Origin of the sequence: Rhizobium sophoriradicis, from assembly GCF_003939025.1 — a bacterium.
Classification (GTDB): domain Bacteria; phylum Pseudomonadota; class Alphaproteobacteria; order Rhizobiales; family Rhizobiaceae; genus Rhizobium; species Rhizobium sophoriradicis.
Genome location: NZ_RQIH01000030.1, coordinates 1 through 20348, shown reverse-complemented (window position 1 = coordinate 20348; position 20348 = coordinate 1). Strand labels below are relative to the sequence as shown.

The window sequence follows — 20348 nt, the reverse complement described above, 5'->3', positions numbered from 1 at the left end:
CGAACTGATCGAAGAAGTGACCGCAAACTCGGACAACATCTCCGAAGGCGAACTGGTTTACGTCGGCGATGGCAGTGAAGACGGCACGAAGGGTCTGACCGAGAATGGCATCGAAGAACAAAGCCTACTCGCCGACATCAGGACGTGGGACGGCGGTATCCGCGAGTTCCTCATCGACACACAGTGCGATCCTGAAATAATCGACCGCATCATGGCCGATGAGATGAAACGCGGCCTATAGATTCCATCTCTCGACACCCGAAAATGCGTTCGCCGGACGCTTACCTTTCGTCGATGAAGATCAGTTTCTCCGGATCGAGGTCCAATTGACCATCGAACCAGGCGCGCCGGCGCTTCAGGACGTCCGGTCGGTCCTGCTCCAGTGCGTGTGCGGTCTTTTTTAAGGTCCACCCACGGCCTCGAAGCCAGGCGCCAAGTGCGCTGCGGCTGATCTTCACCTGCCGCTCGACGGACAAGCGCTCAACCATCTCATCGAGCGTCACATCCCTACGCTCGTTGATCAACGCGACAACGAATTCCTCGTGTGCATCCACTGCCGAAGGTCGTCTCCAGCCCTGTGGCCGAGCAGTCAGCTCACCCTCTTTCGCTCTTGCAATCCAGCGGATCGCCGTCGAAATCCCAACTCCGAAACGAGCCGCAGCCTGTCGAGCCGACATGCCCGCCGCAGACGCTTTCAAAACCCGTATTCGAAGATCATCGCTCAGGGCTTGTCCCATCATCCACCTCTTCTCTGTGGAGTTGAATCAGCTTCGATGGACGCCGTCACATCACAATCGATTCATCGATCGCAGGACTTGCTCTAGGTCGCTCGTGGCGGGGCGAAACTCGGTTGCTGAAAACGATGATGCTCTTCGAACGGCGCCAAATGAAATTTTGCCGGCTGCATCCTCCTTGCAAGCGCGGACGATCCATTGGACGCCTGACTATCCTTAAAACGTCGTCTTTTTGCATTCGAGACGGGCAGGAAAGGCTTCATTAACCAACGCAACCAATAGGTATTCTCAGCTATGTCACAGACCCACAAGATTGATCTGCCGTTCGAATGAATGAAACGGCAATTGGAAGATTTGAGTAGACAAGTCGATCGTCCACCTCACCTAAAAGGTTTGCCTTTATGCCCAAGTCCATTAGACTCGCTTTATCTTTGATATTTGTTCTGCTCTCTCTTCTCGCGGCGGGCCAGGGCATCGTGAGTATCGTCAAGCTGCTGTCCATTAGGAGCAATATATCCGAAGTTGCCAGCAACTGGCTGCCATCGATCGATGTGATAAATCGGATCAATACGATCACCGGGGACTACCGCATCCTGCAGTTCAGGCTGGTGACAAACTCATCAGATTCGACGAGCCTTGCGCATAATATCACCACCTTCCGCCAGAAGATGGAGGATCTCGCGAATGCCCGTGGTGAATATGAGCCGATGGTGACATCCGGCGAGGAGCGTCAGGCCTATGACGCGTTCTCCGCTTTGTGGACGCAATATCAGGAGGATGGCGAGCGGATTGTTAAACTAATGCAGGCAGGCAAGAAGGATGAAGCATTCGCTCTTCTAACGAGTGACGCCACGACGAAACTGTATAATGATAGCGGAGCGCTCCTTGACCAGGATGTCGCAGTTAACAAGCGTGGTGGAGTCGCGGCCGTCGGAAACACGATGGGCGCCGTTTCATCGACGGTTTTGGTCACCATTCTTGCCATGGCGCTGGCAACTACGACGGGCATTATAGCCCTGCTTTACTGCATCCGGAAGATTACCGATCCGATCTCGCGGTTGACTACCACGATGGGCGTACTGGCAGATGGTAATCTCGACACTGAGGTTCCTTTCGCAATGCGCGCCGACGAAATCGGCAAGATGTCGAGAGCCGTTGAGGTATTCAAGCAAAACAGCATCAAGGCCCGCGATCTGAACGCGCAGGAGGCCGCGTTGCAGGCCAAGAGCGCCGACTTGCAGTCGAGCATTGCCGAGGTGGTGTCAGCCGCCGTAGCCGGTGACTTCACCCATCGCATCACCAAGAAATACGGCGATGCGGCTCTCGACCGTTTTGCAGGAAGCGTCAACGAACTGGTCACCTCTGTTGACCGGGGCATCGCCGAAACTCGCCGAGTTATCTCAGCGCTTGCCGATGGGGATCTGACGGAAAACATGTGCGGCGAGTTTCAGGGAGCCTTTGGTGAACTGAAGAGTAATGTCAACGCCACCATGGCAGCCCTTCGATCCGTATTAGGCGAGGTTCGCTCCGCCGTCGACACGATCAACGGCGGAGCCGGCGAGATGCGCATCGCCTCAGGCGACCTTTCAAAGCGCACGGAACAGCAAGCCGCGGCCCTGGAGGAGACCTCTTCGGCGCTTGAGGAAATCACGGTGGCGGTAAAAAGCTCGACAGAAAGAGCCACGGAAGCCAGCCATATGGTCGATGAGGCACGCAGAAGCACCGAGCAGTCGAGCGCGGTTGTCAAAGACGCGGTCGCCGCCATGGGCCGCATCGAGCAGGCCTCGGATGAAATCGGCCAGATCATTAACGTCATTGACGAGATCGCCTTCCAGACCAATCTTTTGGCCCTCAACGCCGGCGTCGAGGCGGCGCGTGCGGGTGACGCTGGAAAGGGTTTCGCCGTTGTGGCTCAGGAGGTGCGTGAACTGGCACAGCGCTCCGCCACTGCCGCCAAGGATATCAAGGCGCTGATCAACCGGTCCGGCGACGAGGTCAAAACTGGGGTCAGGCTGGTAACGGCCACAGGCGATGCCCTTGGTCTAATCCGAGGCCACGTGATCAAGGTGAACGAGCACGTTCATACGATCTCGACGGCGGCACGAGAGCAATCGACCGGGCTGGCGGAAGTCAGCACTGCGGTCAACCAGATGGATCAGACAACCCAGCAGAATGCGGCGATGGTGGAAGAATCGACGGCGGCCACCAACCGGTTGGCGGATGAGGCTTCCAATCTGGCGCGGCTTATTGCGCGCTTCAGGCTCGACGGTTCGACTTTTGTACGGCGTGTTGCCCACCAGAACGGTAAGCCGGCCGCCTCGCCAGCGCGTGCCCTCTCCCAGAAGCTTGCCGGCGCCTTCGGCGGACGTACTACAGCCGCTGTCGCGACTAAGGAATGGGAAGAGTTTTAATGAATCATGTCATAATTCATCGCAGGATATTATCGGTTTCCATCTGGCAGCCAGCAGTTCTGCATGAAGACGACGTTGATCCCGGAAATCCGGGGGTTAGCAGAGGCGACGCCGCTGCCCCTAACGCATGTTCTCGGTTCAGGGATCTGCCGGTTCTGTCATTCCGGTGATAGAGCTTGCTGCCGAGATAACCAATCCCATCGGTCTAGCCACAGCGCCATTGTCGTCGTTGAGGTAGCAGATGGTATCATCGGCCCGGTCGTCGATCAGGTCTCTGGCATTCTATCGATCAACGGCGATCGGATCCAACCGGTTCGGACTTAGGCGCGACTTCGACCCAACCTTCAGCTACGGAATCACTCCGCTTGAACAAGGGATGGAATGCTTCCTTAGTTTTGAGCAAAGGTTTGGCACCAATCAGGACGCATCGCAGCTGCCTAGCAGACTTTTGCTTTTTCACCTTCCGCGACTGTCTTCCTTCAAGACGCGGAGTATTAACGAAATTCAACGAGAGTTCGAAGATGTCCAAAGTTATCGCAATCAATTTCGGGCAACAGGCTAAGACAGATACCCACTTAGAAAGCCACGAAGATGCACAGTCGCAGCGCCTGGAGCAAGAGCGGCTGCAAATGATCCAAATCACCAATCACCTTGAAGCACTGTACGCTCGGCTGCTGACCGTCTGTGGCGACAGACCGAAAAATTAAGGGCGCAGCGATGGTATAGCCCGGTGGAGCGCTGCGAACCACAGCGCCATCGCGAAGGGCTATTTCCGGGTCAGCTTTCGGGCGGAGAGGCCTGCGAAGCACACATAGATCGCCTATGCGGCAGAACATCGCTCATATGCACTGTTTTAGATGGCAGTTCGCCGTAACGTCTCTTGTACTCTGCAGCAAAACGGCCGAGGTGTGTGAAGCCCCACTTAAGCGCTATTTCCGAAACGCTGATTTTAGCGCCGTTTTGCAGCAGTTCCTGTCGAGCTGCGCACATACGCAAGTCTCGGAGGTGCATTGTGGGGCTGGTATTACGAAATTGTCGGAAGCCGTGCTGCAAAGTCCGCACGCTGACCTTGGCCGCAGCGGCGATATCGTTAAGGGAAATGGGTTGAGCCATATGCTCTTCCATAAACTCCATTGCCCGTTTCACGTGGCGAGGCGTGGGAGACGGAGCCGGACGACGAAGTTCATCGGTATAGCGATGCATACAGCTTTCGATCAAAAGGTACTCTATCGCGTCGAGGAGCGAGCTATAGGCCGACGGGCATTGTCGCAGAGCCCCCCCGGCACTGAGGCCGCGATGGGCAGACAGGGCTAGTTCTCGCATGAGCGTTCCCGCGCTCGATGCAAGATCAAGGGTCGGCTGAATTTGCAGATTTCCGCTGATCGTCCGATCGAGCATGCGAGAAAGCTTGTCACGCAAGGATTGCGTATCGATCGTCAATGACAGTTGAGATCTTATGCCATCTTGTCGGGCATTTAGCGGAGCATTTGCAACATGCGGCGACTCTACCTGTTGCCCAGACCAATGAAAGACTGCATTCCCGGACGCCGGCAGGAAGACCGTTACGACGTCAACTGGGGAATCTATCATGACCGAGAACGCCTCTTCATGATGGGCATCCGCAACGCCAAAACCATCAAGGGAAATTCGACTGCAGCGAGAGTTAAGCGATCTACTGTCGTGTTGAGCAAGGTCAGATGACGCCAGGGGCGATGATATCAAAGGCAAAAGACGTTCGGGATCGGAGCCCTCGATAAAGTTGTCTTTCACTAAGGTCCCTTCATCGGGCTTGCTGAACAAACTTTCGGTCATCCAATATAACCTATCTATGAACACCAACTCGCACATGCCGGGACTAGTTTTCCAAACCTTCAAAGCTCGAGACCGGATGGCGTGCGAGCGATTTTGATCGCGTACATGACCGATTCGGACCTTTGTGGAGGCCGGTTGAATCTCTCATTCCCTAGGCTTTCGTCATGGCGGATCATCACCAGCACCGACATCCACGTTCTCCCGCTCGAGATGGCCTCCTAGTTTTTCAGCGCTGCAGTTGGGAAGCCTCTAATGATGCGATGACTGGCTTCCACAAGCCTCGAACAGATTGACAGATTGTCTGATATACGTTAATGCTATTCCTGATCAAAGGCAAGGCAGCATCAGGGAAATCTGCCACGGTTCTAGTGGAGTTCCCGCACGGCAAATCAATCTAAAGATGCCTCCCAAGGCGAGGGGTGACGGGCTGCTTTCGATCGCAGCCCGTCACGGGAAGGGTGGGAGTGCTATGAGTGGGAGAGAACCTACGCCAACCGACCTTGGAGGCCGTTGAGTCGACACGGAGAAAAATGATTGTGCTGTAGGATGGCCCCACGATTTCGCCACACGCTGGTCCTCTTAACCTGCGCATCAGCATACTTCGGTTATGACGTATAAGAGAGGCACGCTCCAGGCTCAACACTCGGAGACGCAAAGACGTCGACGAGTTCTTTTGGCCTACTAAGCGAGGCGGTCGCGGCAAATATCAATGCGTAAGCCGCGCCTCGTCGCATTGGGTTGACTTTGCGCTCTTCTTAGCGGGTACGGACTCCGGGCGTCTGATTGGGCAAAAGAAGAGCTTAAGGACGAAACCTGATGATGGTCAAACAGCTTGTGCTGCCATAGGCGTGCTGTTGTCTGTGCCGCGCGAACGCGAAAAGCGCGATCAAATCGGAACGTGGCGGCGAGAGAAGACTAACAGGAAAGACCACATCAAACTCAACCGGGTGTCGGAATACCGATGCTTACGGCATTGCGGGCATGAGGCCTCAAAATGACGCCGGTCTCGACATGTGTCCGCCGAAAATCGCAAAAAGGAATTGACAGATTGTCGGACAAAAATTTTACTATATCGCCCGCGCATTGCTTGTTCGCGGGAGACGCAGCGACGGACCGGGAGTTATAAGTGCTAAACTTGGCCAAAAATGCACAAATTGTCGACCTTCTTAATCTGCCGGAAGCGGCGACCGGCGCGTGATACAAGCGTCTCTGACTCACAAGGCGTGTCATACTCCATCGACCGAGGTACTGGTTGAACGTGACAGTGACGCCAACATTTCTCCTGGGGAAAAAGTCTGTGTCTTGATAGGCGCGTCAAATCCTGTTGGTCTTTGTTTGGCGCGCTCATTTATAGAAAAAGGCTATCGGGTCGCCGTAGGCGACGCCAATCCCGCCGACTTCGCCTCCCTGGCTGAAGGCCAAGGAAACAATTTTTTACCGGTCAAAGTCAACCCGAACAGAGACGTTTACGTCAACTCAATGGCTGACCAGGTGTATTTGCGCTGGAGACGGGTCGACGTTCTGGTGAACATAGTTTTCCGCAGAAATGAAACAACCCAAACTGTAACGGGATCGCTATCCAGCGCGAATCTGGGGCTTGATGCCGTATCCAATCTAATCAGAGTTACAGGTGCCTTTAGCTCTCGACTTCAGGGCGCGGAGCTTGCCGTAGTGGACGTCGCATGGTTCGAAGAGACGACCTCGCTGGAAGCAGAAGCCGTCCTTCAAGCGGCGTTGCGCACTACTACCTCCGCAATTGCTAGGCAATATTTCGGTTCCGGGCTGAGGATAAATGCTGTACACGCCAGCGATGTGAACTCTACGTCTTCAAGCGAAAATGACGTGCTTCGAACAGTGATCCACGCCGTGCAATTCCTGGCGAATTCGGAACTGTCCGGAAAGCTGACAGGGAACGTGCTGGAGATCGATCCTCGGTGCAGATAGATCCACTCCCACGTTCTGATCCGGCAAATCTGCAGGTATTAACCTTCCGTTAAGTTTCTCGAAAGACGCAATGGGTAAGAGGTCAAATCCTAACAACACGTAAAAAAGTTTCGATTGTTTTAGTGAAACTCTTATCCATGTTCGTTCAGGCTCAAACATTACTATTCCAAAAGCGAGGCCCCAGCACCGTTTGAGCCCTTTGGAGGTAAGTATGTTCGTCGATCGCCTGTTGTCCACCTTTACCATAAGAGCAAAGGTGTTGTTGGTACTTGTACCCTTGATCCTGATATTGGCGGCAGTTGGTGGGGTCGGCTTAAAAGCAACTGGCTTGCTTCAGTCTCGTCTTCGGCTTTCAAATGAGGTTCTTCAGACCTTGAGCGGGTTTCGAAGTGTCGCGGAAAGCATGAACCGCTTTTTGGCGCAAAGCTCAACGGAGTACCGAGATGAGGCGCTGACAAGTTTAAACGGGCAGAGCGCAACCATGCAGTCGCTCCAGGAAGCGGCGGCAGGTAGCGGGAGCGAAACTGGTGCGCTCGAAAACAGTGTATCGGCAATGTCCGTTATCTCGGGCAGCATCGGCCGCATGTGGTCTTTGCATAATGACGAGGAATCCGTTCGCAGCGACATTGTTTCCAACTTGTCGAAGATCAAGGAGGTCGGAGGCGCCCTTAAATTGGCTGCGGTTGATGTGCGCTCACAAGTACGCAATCAGGAGAACTCCGGGAAAACCATGCTCCGGGAGGCTACCCGCTCACTCGATACGGCATCAGTTATGCAACACATGGCGGAAGACTTGGTGAGCTTGCCGGACGGAGCGAAGCAGCCTCCGACTGTCGCCCAGCAAGGGCTTGTGATCAAAAAGTCGCTAAAAACAGTTAAGCGGGTAGTCTCGACTGCTGACGAGCAGGCCGTTACTAAAATTGAGAGGACTATCGCCAAGCTAATCGCCAACCCCGAATTTGTCGACCCTTCCACACGGCTTGCCGGCTCTGACCTACAGAGCTTTGCGACGAACCTGCGAGTGGATGCGATCCAGCACATGATTGAAGGAACAAATGCGATCCGGGCGTTGGATAAAGCGTTGACGGATTCCGAAATGCTTGTTGCGACGGCGACAACGATCGGCCAGGACGCCGATTCGATCGAAATCGAAATCAATAACCTGTTCCGTACAGCCAACGCAGAGAATCAGCAGCGCCTCGTTGAGCAACTTACAAAATTGGCGCGTGACACCGTGGCAGTTGGAGGCGTTGCCAGCTCGATATCTGGCTTCGATAAAATGCAGGAAGATCTATTCGCCCAGGTGGATTCTATCCAAGAGAACACAGAGAAGCTGGTCAAGATAGCGGAAGCCCGCCAAGCGCAATATTCTGAGGCGGACAAAACCGGCCAGGAGATCTGGAAAAACCTCGTAACCTTTGCAGCAACTCAGGAAAACGATGCTCGCAATGAAAGCAATCTTGCCCGCTTGCTGTCAACTATCGCCACAGTGTCCGGCGTCTTGGTAGCCTTGGCGGCTGGCGCCGGCCTGATGGCGACACTTCGCGCCCCGATCGAACGGATCGCGAAGCGCATGCAAGAGCTGGCAAAGGGCGATCTTCGATCGCAGATTGTCGGACGTGACCGGAGAGACGAAATAGGTGAAATGGCTCGCGCACTCGAGGTTTTCCGTGAAAATGCTGTCTCGAAGATGGACATCGAGACACGAACGGAAGCCGATAGGAAAACCGTTGAACAGGAGCGGATGGATCGTGAACGCGAACGCGCTCAGATGGAGGAGGAGGTCGCAACTGCCGTCACCATTCTAGGAGAGGCGTTATCTCGATTGGCGCGTGGCGACATCTCTCAAGAAATTGACCGCCAATTCCATCCCAATCTTGAGCCGCTGAGGCGCGATTTCAATCACTCGCTTTCGATCCTGAGAGAGACAGTGTCTCATATCGACGAGAATACCAATCAAATTCAATGGGGAACCAGCGAGCTTTTCAAAGCCTCAGATGATCTGTCGCGGCGAACTGAATTGCAAGCCGCCTCACTGGAGGAGGCTGCGGCCGCCGTCGAACAGGTGACGGTCACGGTCAGAAAATCATCCGAGAATGCCTATGAAACCCAGGCTTTCGTGTCCGTTGTTAAAGAACACGCCGAGGGTGCGGCAACCATTGTGACCGATGCGATCAACGCAATGGGCAGAATAGAAGACGCGTCCCACAAGATCGGCCAAATCATTGGTTTGATCGATACGATTGCGTTCCAGACAAATCTTTTGGCACTAAATGCTGGTGTCGAGGCGGCTCGTGCTGGAGATGCCGGAAAGGGTTTTGCAGTCGTAGCCCAGGAAGTGCGCGAACTTGCCCAGAAATCATCAGCTGCAGCCCGCGAGATTCGCCACCTGATTTCGGAATCCTCTTCGGAGGTGGCGATCGGCTCAGATTACGTGGGGAAAGCAGGTGAGGCGTTACACAACATAACGGCGTCGATCTTGAAGATTTCCGATCGGATTGATCAAATCGTCAATTCGAGCCGCGAGCAAGCGGCGTCCCTCGCCGAGATCAACAATAACGTCAATGTACTTGACCAGGGAACACAACAAAACGCTGCCATGGCCGAGCAGACAAATGCCGCGGCAAAGACTCTCTCGGATCAGACTAACGAACTCAGCGAGCGGCTCGCTTCATTCAAATTGACCGAAGATAAGTCGACGCGTCGGGTTAGGTTAGTGGCGTAAGCTGCGCATCGAACGAGACTGCCACGCGTCGGATGGCCACTGTGATAGCGGCGTTCTACTGAAGGGAAATCCGCTTACGGAAGCGAAATCCGGCCTTAGGCTCTTGGTCTCCCTTTCGCCGCCCGTCTGACTGTAAAAAACCCACCTAGAGCCGATCAACCTTCAAGAGATCAACTGCTTTGCAATGCTCAGAGACACGAGAGGTATCAAATCCGTGCGCATACGTGAAATTACAAGAGCCATTATTCTAATCACCGGCTTGGTGATCCCTTCTGTAGCGGCCGCCGGTGGCCTTACGGAATTGCCGCGGGAGGAACGAAAAACCTACGAGTTGCTCGATCCAAAGTTGCCTACAGGTGAATCTGTCTTCCGCACGTTTAAGGCACAGCGAGCACCGCCGTGGAAAATTGGGTACGCATCGACATATGCTGACAATTCTTGGCGTGCGAGTATTCTTGATGAGTTCACAAACAAGATTGTTCCAGCTTTCAAGAAAGCGGGGCTGGTCTCCGAGTTCATCGTCACCCAGTCAAATCTTGAAGACGCTGTCCAGATCAGGCAGATGCGGCAGATGGTAGACGACGGCGTTGATGCAATTATTATCTGCTGTTCGAACCTCACGGCGCTTAATCCTACGATAGAGTATGCGTATTCAAAAGGAGTGCCTGTGTTCTCGTACTCTGGTTACGTAACATCGCCGTTCGCCGTCAACGCAACTGAGAACAACATGCAAGGCGGGTTTGAGGCGGCGAAGTGGCTCGCTGAAGAAATCGAAGGAAGTGGCAATGTGCTTCTCGTTTCGGGGATCTCCGGCTTTGCCTCCTCGGACAGCTTTGACGTCGGCGCAAAGAAGGCTCTGGAGTATTATCCCGAGATAAAGATCGTAGGTCATGTCGACGGGAAGTGGACAGACAAGGTCGCGCAGGCCGAGGTGCAAAAATTCCTTGCAGCGAATCCCGGTCGAATTGATGGTATTATCGTTCAGTCGGGAGCTGAGAATGGTGTTATCAACGCGGTGCGCCAGTCCGGGCGCGACATGATCCCAATCGTTCTAGGGGGCGAAGCTTCGGCAGCCTGTTACTGGCGACGGAACCCCGACTTCGTAAGCAAGAGTTTTCATTTCTGGCCGCCGCGCTCTGAGGCGGGTTTCGTATGGGACGTAATGATGCGAACTCTTGAGGGACAGGGCCCCAAAATTCAGACAATCCTGCGGCCAGCAATTCCCAGTACCATAGAGGATGTAATGGCGGATTTGCCAGCTGATTGCGATCCTAACTCTGAGGATTGGATCGAGCCGAAGAATACAGCTTGGTGGTCTGCCAGCGCTGCTGCTAAATATTTCGATAACCCAGCGGATCCGCTCTCCTGGAAGCCGGCCGATTGAAGATCGCATGCGGGGTCTGTGTGGAATGCGGTGCCTTCATGATCGGCTCTCGTGCAAGGTAGGCTGCGCTAAGGAATGACAGTTCAAATTGGGAAATGCCCGGGTCGCCTCAGGAGACATGAGCCAAGCGATCCGGTTCCAACGAACATATTTGCTCCGCGGTAGCATTCTTCCTCCGGCCCTCCTCTCGCCAAACGGGACAACATACTCATTGCGCCAATCAATCTACGTGCTGCCGCGAAGGTTGTTGCTTCGAATGTGAAAGCAAAGTTCATTTCCGACCGCACTATCCGGCTCAGGCCGACGCGCGGTTCGAGGCCTTACTGACATATCTGCATCAATTTGTTGCTCGAATGATTTGGGTGGCGTTCCCGGAATTCCTGATCGGATGGATGATGCATCCTGTCTTGGCCCTCGGTAAGGAGCTTCACGATGAATTCGACTTTACAACCGCTTTGGCAACGCTCCTTTTTTCAGAAAAGGCGCAATCGCCGGAGAGACGAAGCGCTGCATCATGATACCTCAGCCGACCGAGGAGCGCTGCTTGAAGCATTGATCGGCGTGTTGCCCCTCCCAATTTTCTTCAAAGATCTGCACGGTCGCTATGTCGGTTGCAACAAGGTTTTCGAAGATCTCCTCGGTCGCTCGCGCGACGAGATCATCGGGAATACAGATTTTGATCTCAGTTCAACGCAACTGGCGGAAATTTATTCTATTGAAGAGAAAGGCCTTCTTGAAAGGGGTGGAGCCCAAGTCTCCGAGCGTAAGATCGCTCTCGCAAACGGCGCCATCCTGGATGTTGTCTGCAACAAGGCAGTTTTCAGAGGTCACGACGACGAGCCCGCGGGTCTGATTGGCGTTATCATCGACATAACCGAACACAAGTTGGCGGAGCAGGAACTCAAAAACGCTCTCGAACTAGCCCAAGGGATCGTCACCGCTATTCCAGACGTTCTGTTTGAGGTCGACGAGGATGGGCGATATCTTCAGGTCTGGACCAGAAATCCCGAACTACTAGCCCAGCAGCGGGAAATGCTACTGGGTAGGACGGTCGACCAAGTTCTTGCGCCTGATCAAGCGGCTATTGCAATGGAGGCGCTTCGAACTGCAAGCAGTGAAGGAGTTGCCTACGGTCGATGCATTAGCGTATCCTTGCCAAACGGCGAGACCCGATGGTTCGAGTTGTCGGTGGCTAGACGACCAAGCGCCGATCCTGACGCCGCCACCACGCTCCTGGCATTTTCGCGTGATGTCACGGAACGAAGGCAGGCGGAAGACGCCATCAACTCCGTGCGGACGCAATTGCTAAGTGTGCTGCAAACCATTCCTGACATGGTTTGGGTAAAGAATGTCGATGGCGTACACCTTTTGTGCAATCATGCATTTGAGCGGCTGACCGGGAAATCAGAGGCGGAGGTCGTTGGAAAAACGGACCTTGAATTGTTCGGGGCTGAGAGAGCTCACATTTCCGGAAAATCTGATGAGGCCACGATCGAAGCCGGTGGCATACTTATCGACGAGAATTGGGTGGTTTCCCCGGAGAACGGTCAGTCCATTCTTCTCGAAACACGTAAACTTGCGGTCCTCGGCGCCGGGGGAGAGGTTACAGGAGTCCTCGGGGTCTCTCGCGATGTCACGGAACTGAACGCCTCGCGGGAAAAAATCAGGCAAATGGCCTTTTACGATCCGGTGACTTCTTTGCCGAACCGCTTGCTGTTTAACGAGCGATTGCAAAAGGTCGTCAGTGACGCGTCGTCTCAACGTCGGCGGACAGGGGTAATGCTGATTGACATCGACCATTTCAAAGTCGTGAACGATACGATGGGTCACCCTGTGGGTGATCAACTACTCTGCCAGGTCGCTACCCGGCTTAAGAAATCTGTCCGCGATCTCGACACGGTTGCGCGTCTCGGCGGCGACGAGTTCGCGATTCTGTTGCCGGAAATCCAGACAACCGACGATCTCGATTGGGTTGCGTGCTCGATCCTCGAGAGATTCAAGGAATCTTTCCTATTGGATGGCAAGGAAGTCTACGTGTCATGCAGTGTAGGCATCGCGATCTCGCCCGACGACAGCACAGATGTCAACGATCTGGTGAAATACGCCGACTCTGCGATGTATCTTGCCAAACGCTCGGGGAGAAACAGTTTTCGCTTTTATTCGAAGGATTTGACTGTGGGCGTGGAGGAGCGCATGCAGTTGGAATCTGAATTGCGCCGCGCTATCGAGCGCGAAGAATTGGAGCTGCACTACCAGCCCAAGGTGCTTCTGGACAGCGGCGTTATGATAGGATCGGAAGCGTTGTTGAGATGGCCTCATCCCGAGATGGGCATGATTCCGCCGGTTCGATTCATTCCGGTCGCTGAGGATACCGGGCTGATCGTTGAACTCGGGCGATGGGTGCTGCGTGAAGCGTGCAAGACGGCGAAGGAGCTGAACGCCGATTGCCACCACCTGCACAAGATTGCAGTCAACCTTTCGGGTAAGCAATTCCAATGCTCACGGTTGGTAAACGAGATCGCTGCAATCCTCGGTGAAACCGGTTGCCGCGCGGAATGGATCGAAATCGAAATCACGGAGAGTCTGCTTCTCGATCGGAAGGGCGAGACCCTGCAGACGCTTCTTAAGCTGCGTCAAATGGGATTTTCGATTGCTATCGATGATTTTGGCACCGGTTACTCGGCGCTCAACTATCTAGCCCGCTTCCCGATCGACACGCTGAAGATCGATCGGTCATTCATAAATAGCTCGGACAAAAGGAACGAAGAATTGGTCAAAGCGATTCTGTCCATTGCACAATGTCTTGGACAGGACGTGGTAGCGGAAGGTGTTGAGACCGCCGAGCAGGCAGCATTTCTCGCAGCGAACGGATGCGGTTCGGCGCAAGGCTTCTTTTACAGCAAGGCCCTGCCGAAGATGGAATTGATCGCTCTTTGGGTGCGCGCGTCCGCCACCGGCTTCGTTTCAGATCGTTACGCCGCTTCGCGATGATGAGCGCGAATATGGGAAAAAGTCACCTGTCTGATGGACGGTGATGCGGTGCGCGCTGTGAGACAACTCAACTTGAGCCTCGTCAATCTCTGAATGTCTGCGGTTTTTCGCGGAACAGGGGGCAACGCTGGGTCAACGACCATGCGTTGTGCGGCCCCGCGAGCCGCATTCTCGAATGCTCTGCTCCTACTGCGCGGCATTCGGTAGGCCGGGGAAAACGCGGTACACCGGCTCCTAAAGCAAGGCAGTCGCTCTCGAATGGCTTTCTTCAAAAATATTTGACAGATTATCATACAATCTGCCAAAAATGTAGCCAAGCACCTGATGGGAGGAAAATCAGTGTCTCTTAGTATGCATCACCTGGCCAAGCTTCCGTATTTTTATCCGTTCGAATTTGGCGATGGAAAAATCACGGTACTGTCCGACGGGCCGTTAGAGCTAGGAGATCCTCGCCTGAACTTCTTGGGGGTAGAGCCACGCACGGTCAGCCTGATGCTAGAGGACAATTTCCTGCCAACGAACAAAGTTGTACTCGAGCAAAATGTGCCGCTTGTTGAGATAAATGGAAGAACAATTCTATTTGATACCGGGATGGGGTCTTCCAAAGCTTTCGGGCCCACCACAGGTCGGCTCCTAGCCAGCCTGAGAGAGGCAGGTCGAGATCCGACGGAGATCGATGCGGTGGTTCTGTCGCACGCCCATATCGATCATATCGGCGGTCTGTGCGATGCCAATGGAAGGTTAAATTTCCCGAACGCCGACATCTTCATCAGTGAGCGAGACTTCACGGACTGGACGGACGGGTCGTCGATCGATTCTTCATTTCAATTTCAAATCGATAACGCTCGGCGAAACCTGCTTCCCCACAAGGATCGGACCTTCTTTTTCAAAGACGGCGAGGAGTTCTTGCCGGGCGTTCACGCGATTTCGGCCCCCGGCCACACGCTCGGTCATCATTGTTTTATGCTGCAGTCGGGAAACGATCGCCTCTGTGTTCTCGGCGACCTTACGCACCATCATATCCTGTTGATGGAGAGGCCGATGATGGAATTCCGATACGACACGGACCCGAAGCTGTCAGCTAGATCCCGCACGCGCGTGCTTGATATGCTGGCGACAGATCGCATTGCGGTAATGTCCTATCACTTCGCATGGCCAGGTGCCGGGCATGTGGTGCGAAACGGAGACGGATTCCGCTATATCCCCTCTCCAATGCAGTTGCTTGCACATCGATAAGGAATTTCAAAGATGCAGATGCGTTCGGTAATCCTCAGGGAGTCGGGTCTGCCGAAGCCCTATTCAAATTCGAAACCTCTTAAGATTGAGCTTGTGGAACTGACGCCGCCTGGCCCCATGGAGGTGTTGGTCAAGATCAAGGCTGCCGGTGTCTGCCACTCTGACCTGTCCGCAATCAATGGGGACAGACCGCGTCCGCTTCCAGTCGCTCTAGGCCATGAGGCATCTGGCGTCGTCGCAGCAATCGGACCGAGTGTCGAGAAGGTTGAGGTTGGTGACCATGTAGTCATGTCATTTCTGCCGGTTTGTGGCCATTGCTCATATTGCGCTGAAGGCCGCGCCAGCCTCTGCGAACCGGGCTACCAGGCCAATGCTGCAGGAACGCTTCTATCCGGCGGCAAGCACATCCGTTTGAGAGGATACGAAATTAACCACCATAGCGGCGTTTCTGCGTTTTCCGAATATGCTGTCGTGTCGGCGAGCTCGGTAGTCAAAGTGACCAAAGATATCGATTTGGCGACAGCTGCTCTCTTCGGATGTGCCGTTATGACCGGCGTTGGAGCTGTGATGAACACGTGTGGGGTCCGCCCAGGCCGTAGTGTGGCGGTAATCGGGCTCGGCGGCGTAGGCCTTTCGGCGATACTTGGCGCTGTTGCGAGCGGTGCAAGCGATATCGTGGCGATCGACCTAATCCAAGCGAAGCTGGATCTTGCCAAGGAGCTGGGAGCGACGAAGACTTTTTTGGCCACCTCGCCGAATATTGTTGCCCAAGTAAAAGGCGCGACAAGCGGCGGGGTAGACTACGCGATAGAGATGGCTGGATCCAAAAAGGCATTCGAGCTTGCATATGAGATTACCCGGCGCGGAGGGATGACCGCTACGGCCGGACTGGCCAGCGCAAATTCCCGTTTCGAGGTTTCGCCCTTGCCGTTGGTCGGAGAGGAGAGAACGATCAAGGGCAGCTATATGGGTTCCTGCGTGCCATCGCGCGACATACCCCGCTATATCGACCTTTACCTCAAAGGTAAGCTGCCAGTGGACAAATTGCTGTCGAGCACTGGCCCCCTTGATGAGATCAATGAGGTTTTCGACCGTCTTGACAGGGCCGAGATCAATCGACACCTAGTCTTGATGGACTGATGGCGGGGAGAATTCTCTTGAACGAGTGGACAGTGCTCGCCATCCATTACGGCACCGCGCAAAGACCAGTAAGTGACCTGATACTAGAGACGGATGACATTCATGATCGTCCATCACAAATCGACTACTTCGTGTGGCTGATCCGTCTCGAGGGCCGATTAATTCTTGTCGACACTGGTTTCGAAGCCGGAGAGGGCGCGGCCAGAGGGCGGACCCTCTTGATCCATCCGGTGGCAGCACTGAGCAGCCTTGGCATCAAATCCAGCGAAATTACTGATGTCGTTGTGACACACCTGCACTACGATCACGCCGGAAACCTCCCGGCCTTTCCTAACGCCACTTTTCACATTCAGGATCGGGAGATGGCGTATGGAACGGGGCGGTGTATGTGCCATGAGCGAATGCGTCGGCCTTTTGCTACAGAAGGTGTCGTCGACGCGGTCCGGCTCGTTTTTCAGTCACGGGTACGGTTCCATGATGGGGATGGGGAAATTGTTCCTGGATGCAGGGTGCATCTGGTTGGCGGTCACTCGAAAGGTTTGCAAGTTGTTACGGTGGCAACAGGCGGCGCTTTGCTGGTTATCGCTTCCGACGCGCTTCATTTCCAGCACTATCTTGAAAATGACGGCGCGTTTCCCCTGTTTGCAGATTACCTAGAGGTAATCGAGGGTTACAACAAGCTCCGCGTCCTTGCCGGAGCAAACGGACTCATCATTCCGGGTCATGACCCTGAGGTGCTACGGAAATTTTCTCCCCTTGCGCCAGACCTCCAGTTCGCTAGAGTTCTCCTGTGACCCACAATAAACCGATTGAAATTTTTTGCTGTTTGCAGACAATCGGGTTGTCCTACGAAACGCTCCGGCAGTATATTGATTCTGTGCGTCACTAGAAATTTCATCGAAGGTTTGTTGTGAATGGGAACGATCGACCTCCAGATTACACGTCAAAACGCCTCTCTTCGAATCCTTGTTGAGGATAAGCTCCGGCAGGCTATTTCAAGTGGCCGTTTCAAGCCCGGGCAGCGGCTGGTGGAGCGCGAGTTGTGCGAACTCATCGGGGTTGGCCGAACTTCAGTTCGCGAGGCGCTACGCCAGTTAGAAGCTGAAGGGCTTATTACTAGCTATCCGCATCGGGGGCCGGTTGTCAGCACTATCAGCTACGAGGAGGCTAGGCAGCTTTATAGTGTACGCGCGCTGCTTGAAAGCTTTGCCGGCCAGGAGTTCGCCGAGAACGGTTCGAATGAAGAGATCGTTGCTCTCCTCGAGACCGTGGAAGCGTTCGAAGCCGCAGCCAAGAGCGGTTCCGGAACGCGGATCATCGAAGCCAAGACCGCTTTTTACGATTGTTTGATGACCGGCAGCAAGAACGTGTTTGTGAAGCAAATGCTGACGTCGTTGCACAACCGGGTCACATTGTTGCGGATGACATCGATGACCCAGCCAGGGCGGCTGCAGAACAGCGTTTTCGAGATAAGAGAGATTGCGGCCGCTATTGCGTTGCGTGATGGCGACAGGGCAGCCGCGCTTTGCAAGCGCCATATCGAAATCGCGGCTAAGGTGGCGTTGGACTACTTGAGCAAGAACCCCGTCGAAACCTCCGAGTAGTTCCACAAAACGAAGTTCAGGCGACGGCTAAGGTTGACAGATTGTCTGAAAATCTGCTTACCTCTCTTATGGGAGGTGAGGCACAGGAAGTGCGGCTTCCCAACAACATCATTTTGTTAGGGAGGACGTATGGGCGCCCATGCCGAGCTGATTAAACGCGTAACCCTGGCGATCGAAGATCCGGAGCTACCGCGACTGACCCCAGGTCTTACAACACGGATCTCGTTGCAAGTTGGACCAGAAAAGTCATCACTTGCTGTGGGAGGCGGGATAGTCGCACTGGACGGCGCGGACGAAAATGCTGACGTCATACTGAGTGCCCCAGACGGAGCTTGGGAAAAGGTTATGCAGGTGCCGCCGCCGGCAACCTACCATTCGTTCACCGCCTTTCAACTCGCTAACCCTGAGTTCACGTTATCTGGTTCGCCCGTAGCAATCGCTCAAGCGCGTCCCGCTCTGGAGCGACTGTTCGAGATCGTCGTAGCGTCTCCGCCCCTAGTTGCGCCGAAGGTCGATCGAAATATTGAACAGGTCACCGGACGCTATAAGCGGGTAGAGGTCGGCGGCGTAGAACACGATATCTTTTACGAGGAAGCCGGTGCAGGAACTCCTATCCTTTTCCTCCATACGGCTGGCGCAGACGGCCGTCAGTTTCTACCGCAACTCTCCGACACTGGGTTTGCGCGTACGAACCGATTGATCTCAGTTGATCTGCCCTTTCACGGACGTTCGATGCCTCCTTTAACTTGGGACGGCTCGCCCTATCAACTCACAACGGATCTCTACCTGACCTGGTGCACGGCGATACTCGACCAGCTCGTCGGAGACAGAGCTATCGTCGTTGGAGGATCTATGGGCGCGGCGATGTGCATGGTGCTGGCGGCGGAGCGACCGGAACGTCTAATGGGTGTAATTGCGGTCGAGCCGCCGTTGAAGTCAAAGGGCCGTCGCAACCCCTTTCAACACAACGTCAACGTTCATGGGTCGCTTCATAACTCAGCCTATGTCCGCGGAATCATGAGCCCGCTCAGCCCGCAAGAAGAGCGACGCCGCGCCAGTTGGATCTACTCGCAGGGTGCTCCTGGAGTTTATCCCGGCGATCTTTCGTTCTACAGCGACGAGTTCGACGGTGCCGTCGTCGGTCCGAAGATTGATGCCAAGCGAACACCGACCGTTCTTCTCTCCGGGACCTATGACTACTCTGCGACGCCTGCAGACGGAGCAGCGCTAGCGGCCCTCATTCCTGGCAGCCGTCATGTCGTTATGGAGGGGCTTGGGCACTTTCCGATGTGCGAAAATCCTGACTATTTCCGGAGCTTCTTGCAAGACGCTATTCGGTTCGTCGAAGATAACGGCTGATCACAAAGCAAACGCGTTGGCCATTTACCGATCGTGTCCCAGCACCTGGTGTAGCTGACGGGAGGTAGCAAAGCCGAGCGCCCGCGCGCTTCTCGTTGCGCTGTAGCGGGTGATCGGCTTTGCGGGCGGCCATCAGTGTTTTCCGCTAGGGTCGGGTTGTTCAAGACCAACCTGACGGAAAGACCACCGATGACCAATGACATGATGAACGTGCGCTCCCTTGTTGAGAAGAGTGCCGATGCATATTTATTGCGCGAGATGATCGGCTTTGCCGCCGAGCGGCTGATGGAGCTGGAAGTAGGCTCGGCTACGGGTGCAGACTTCGGCGAGAAGTACCCCATGCGGCTCGCACAACGCAACGGATACCGCGATCGGGATTCGAGCTTCCTTGAACCGTGCCGCATGGCAGAGAAAGCTCTGACGGCCGTTATCCAGGAAGCGTATATCCAGGGAATCTCGACTCGTTCTGTCGACGACCTGGTCAAGGCCATGGGTATGAGCGGCATCTCCAAAAGCTAGGTGAGCCGTCTATGTGAAGAGATCGACGTCAAAGTGAAGGCGTTCCTCGACAGGCCGATTGAAGGTGAGTGGCCGTACGTCTGGGTGGACGCGACCTATCTCAAGGTCCGGCGTGGCGGCCGCATGTCTCAGTCGCCGTCATTATCGCGGTCGGCGTCAATAACGACGGTCGGCGCGAGGTCCTGGGTATGGAAGTTGGCACCTCGGAGGCCGAACCGATCTGGACGGAATTCTTGCGCAGGCTGACACGTCGAGGATTACGTGGTGTGAACCTTGTTGTCTCCGATGCGCACGAAGGTCGTAAGCGGCAAGCTGAGACCGTTCAGCGCGCGTAATTCCACGGCATGAGTGCATCGAGATCGCTGCTCGGCCAGCCGTTGGCGATCCGCTCAAGTGTTTGGGTGAGCCAAGCCTGCGGGTCCACGTTGTTCATCTTCGCCGTCTGAAGGAGCGTGGCGATAGTCGCCCAGGTCCTTCCACCGCCATCGC

14 protein-coding genes and 2 pseudogenes are annotated in these 20348 nt (G+C 54.7%); 13 read left to right on the top strand and 3 right to left on the bottom strand.

Annotated features, from left to right (window positions below):
• Window positions 1–241, top strand: a 241-nt coding sequence (locus EFR00_RS34120) for a hypothetical protein (RefSeq protein WP_125864897.1), incomplete at its 5' end; no start/stop codon positions are given.
• A gap of 46 nt (window positions 242–287) precedes the next feature.
• Here the strand turns inward: EFR00_RS34120 and EFR00_RS31595 are convergent.
• Window positions 288–737, bottom strand: a pseudogene (locus EFR00_RS31595) (helix-turn-helix domain-containing protein); the annotation flags it as partial.
• 398 nt (window positions 738–1135) lie between these two features.
• On the opposite strand from EFR00_RS31595, the gene EFR00_RS31590 reads away from it, so the two are divergent.
• Together EFR00_RS31590 and EFR00_RS31580 are read left to right on the top strand one after the other, a co-directional pair.
• Window positions 1136–3145: a HAMP domain-containing methyl-accepting chemotaxis protein gene (locus tag EFR00_RS31590; RefSeq protein ID WP_004673275.1), complete on the top strand. Its 2010-nt coding sequence runs from the start codon at window positions 1136–1138 to the stop codon at window positions 3143–3145.
• A gap of 521 nt (window positions 3146–3666) precedes the next feature.
• Window positions 3667–3852, top strand: coding sequence for a hypothetical protein (locus EFR00_RS31580; RefSeq protein ID WP_004673279.1), 186 nt, complete (start codon window positions 3667–3669; stop codon window positions 3850–3852).
• A 70-nt stretch (window positions 3853–3922) separates the two neighbouring features.
• Here EFR00_RS31580 and EFR00_RS31575 read toward each other — a convergent pair whose 3' ends face one another.
• Window positions 3923–4957 (bottom strand): AraC family transcriptional regulator, encoded by a 1035-nt coding sequence (locus EFR00_RS31575; protein ID WP_016737424.1) that lies wholly within the window; start codon window positions 4955–4957, stop codon window positions 3923–3925.
• A gap of 1194 nt (window positions 4958–6151) precedes the next feature.
• On the opposite strand from EFR00_RS31575, the gene EFR00_RS31570 reads away from it, so the two are divergent.
• The 10 genes and pseudogenes from EFR00_RS31570 to EFR00_RS31520 form a co-directional block, all read left to right on the top strand.
• Entirely contained in the window at window positions 6152–6901 is a 750-nt protein-coding gene (locus EFR00_RS31570) for an SDR family oxidoreductase (protein WP_011053351.1), read from the top strand.
• A gap of 211 nt (window positions 6902–7112) precedes the next feature.
• On the top strand, window positions 7113–9626 hold the full coding sequence (locus EFR00_RS31565; protein ID WP_008534365.1) for a methyl-accepting chemotaxis protein: 2514 nt from the start codon (window positions 7113–7115) through the stop codon (window positions 9624–9626).
• 184 nt (window positions 9627–9810) lie between these two features.
• Window positions 9811–11010, top strand: a complete 1200-nt coding sequence (locus EFR00_RS31560) for an ABC transporter substrate-binding protein (protein ID WP_008534366.1) — start codon at window positions 9811–9813, stop codon at window positions 11008–11010.
• A gap of 432 nt (window positions 11011–11442) precedes the next feature.
• Window positions 11443–14001 carry a sensor domain-containing protein gene (locus tag EFR00_RS31555; protein WP_004673285.1) on the top strand — a complete coding sequence of 853 codons (2559 nt, stop codon included), beginning with the start codon at window positions 11443–11445 and terminating at the stop codon, window positions 13999–14001.
• 351 nt (window positions 14002–14352) lie between these two features.
• Complete coding sequence (locus tag EFR00_RS31550) at window positions 14353–15237, top strand: MBL fold metallo-hydrolase (RefSeq protein WP_077995108.1); 885 nt, start codon at window positions 14353–14355, stop codon at window positions 15235–15237.
• A 12-nt stretch (window positions 15238–15249) separates the two neighbouring features.
• Window positions 15250–16377 (top strand): zinc-dependent alcohol dehydrogenase family protein, encoded by a 1128-nt coding sequence (locus EFR00_RS31545; RefSeq protein ID WP_004673287.1) that lies wholly within the window; start codon window positions 15250–15252, stop codon window positions 16375–16377.
• Window positions 16377–17171 (top strand): N-acyl homoserine lactonase family protein, encoded by a 795-nt coding sequence (locus EFR00_RS31540; protein WP_077995107.1) that lies wholly within the window; start codon window positions 16377–16379, stop codon window positions 17169–17171. The genes EFR00_RS31545 and EFR00_RS31540 overlap by 1 nt, the downstream gene beginning before the upstream one ends.
• Window positions 17172–17291: 120 nt before the next feature.
• On the top strand, window positions 17292–17981 hold the full coding sequence (locus tag EFR00_RS31535; RefSeq protein WP_016737430.1) for a GntR family transcriptional regulator: 690 nt from the start codon (window positions 17292–17294) through the stop codon (window positions 17979–17981).
• Between the two features lie 129 nt (window positions 17982–18110).
• Complete coding sequence (locus EFR00_RS31530; RefSeq protein WP_077995106.1) at window positions 18111–19340, top strand: alpha/beta fold hydrolase; 1230 nt, start codon at window positions 18111–18113, stop codon at window positions 19338–19340.
• Window positions 19341–19529: 189 nt separating this feature from the next.
• A pseudogene (locus EFR00_RS31520) lies at window positions 19530–20191 on the top strand (IS256 family transposase); the annotation flags it as partial.
• On the opposite strand, the gene EFR00_RS31515 reads toward EFR00_RS31520, so the two are convergent.
• On the bottom strand, window positions 20182–20348 hold a 167-nt coding region (locus EFR00_RS31515), incomplete at its 5' end, for a transposase domain-containing protein (protein WP_148102827.1). The pseudogene EFR00_RS31520 and the gene EFR00_RS31515 overlap by 10 nt on opposite strands.

Coding starts and splice junctions, on each gene's coding strand:
- EFR00_RS31580 (WP_004673279.1), top strand. CDS start 3,667: ATGTCCAAAGTTATCGCAATCAATTTCGGGCAACAGGCTAAGACAGAT.
- EFR00_RS31560 (WP_008534366.1), top strand. CDS start 9,811: ATGCTCAGAGACACGAGAGGTATCAAATCCGTGCGCATACGTGAAATT.
- EFR00_RS31575 (WP_016737424.1), bottom strand. CDS start 4,957: ATGACCGAAAGTTTGTTCAGCAAGCCCGATGAAGGGACCTTAGTGAAA.
- EFR00_RS31590 (WP_004673275.1), top strand. CDS start 1,136: ATGCCCAAGTCCATTAGACTCGCTTTATCTTTGATATTTGTTCTGCTC.
- EFR00_RS31545 (WP_004673287.1), top strand. CDS start 15,250: ATGCAGATGCGTTCGGTAATCCTCAGGGAGTCGGGTCTGCCGAAGCCC.
- EFR00_RS31550 (WP_077995108.1), top strand. CDS start 14,353: ATGCATCACCTGGCCAAGCTTCCGTATTTTTATCCGTTCGAATTTGGC.
- EFR00_RS31535 (WP_016737430.1), top strand. CDS start 17,292: ATGGGAACGATCGACCTCCAGATTACACGTCAAAACGCCTCTCTTCGA.
- EFR00_RS31565 (WP_008534365.1), top strand. CDS start 7,113: ATGTTCGTCGATCGCCTGTTGTCCACCTTTACCATAAGAGCAAAGGTG.
- EFR00_RS31530 (WP_077995106.1), top strand. CDS start 18,111: ATGGGCGCCCATGCCGAGCTGATTAAACGCGTAACCCTGGCGATCGAA.
- EFR00_RS31555 (WP_004673285.1), top strand. CDS start 11,443: ATGAATTCGACTTTACAACCGCTTTGGCAACGCTCCTTTTTTCAGAAA.
- EFR00_RS31540 (WP_077995107.1), top strand. CDS start 16,377: ATGGCGGGGAGAATTCTCTTGAACGAGTGGACAGTGCTCGCCATCCAT.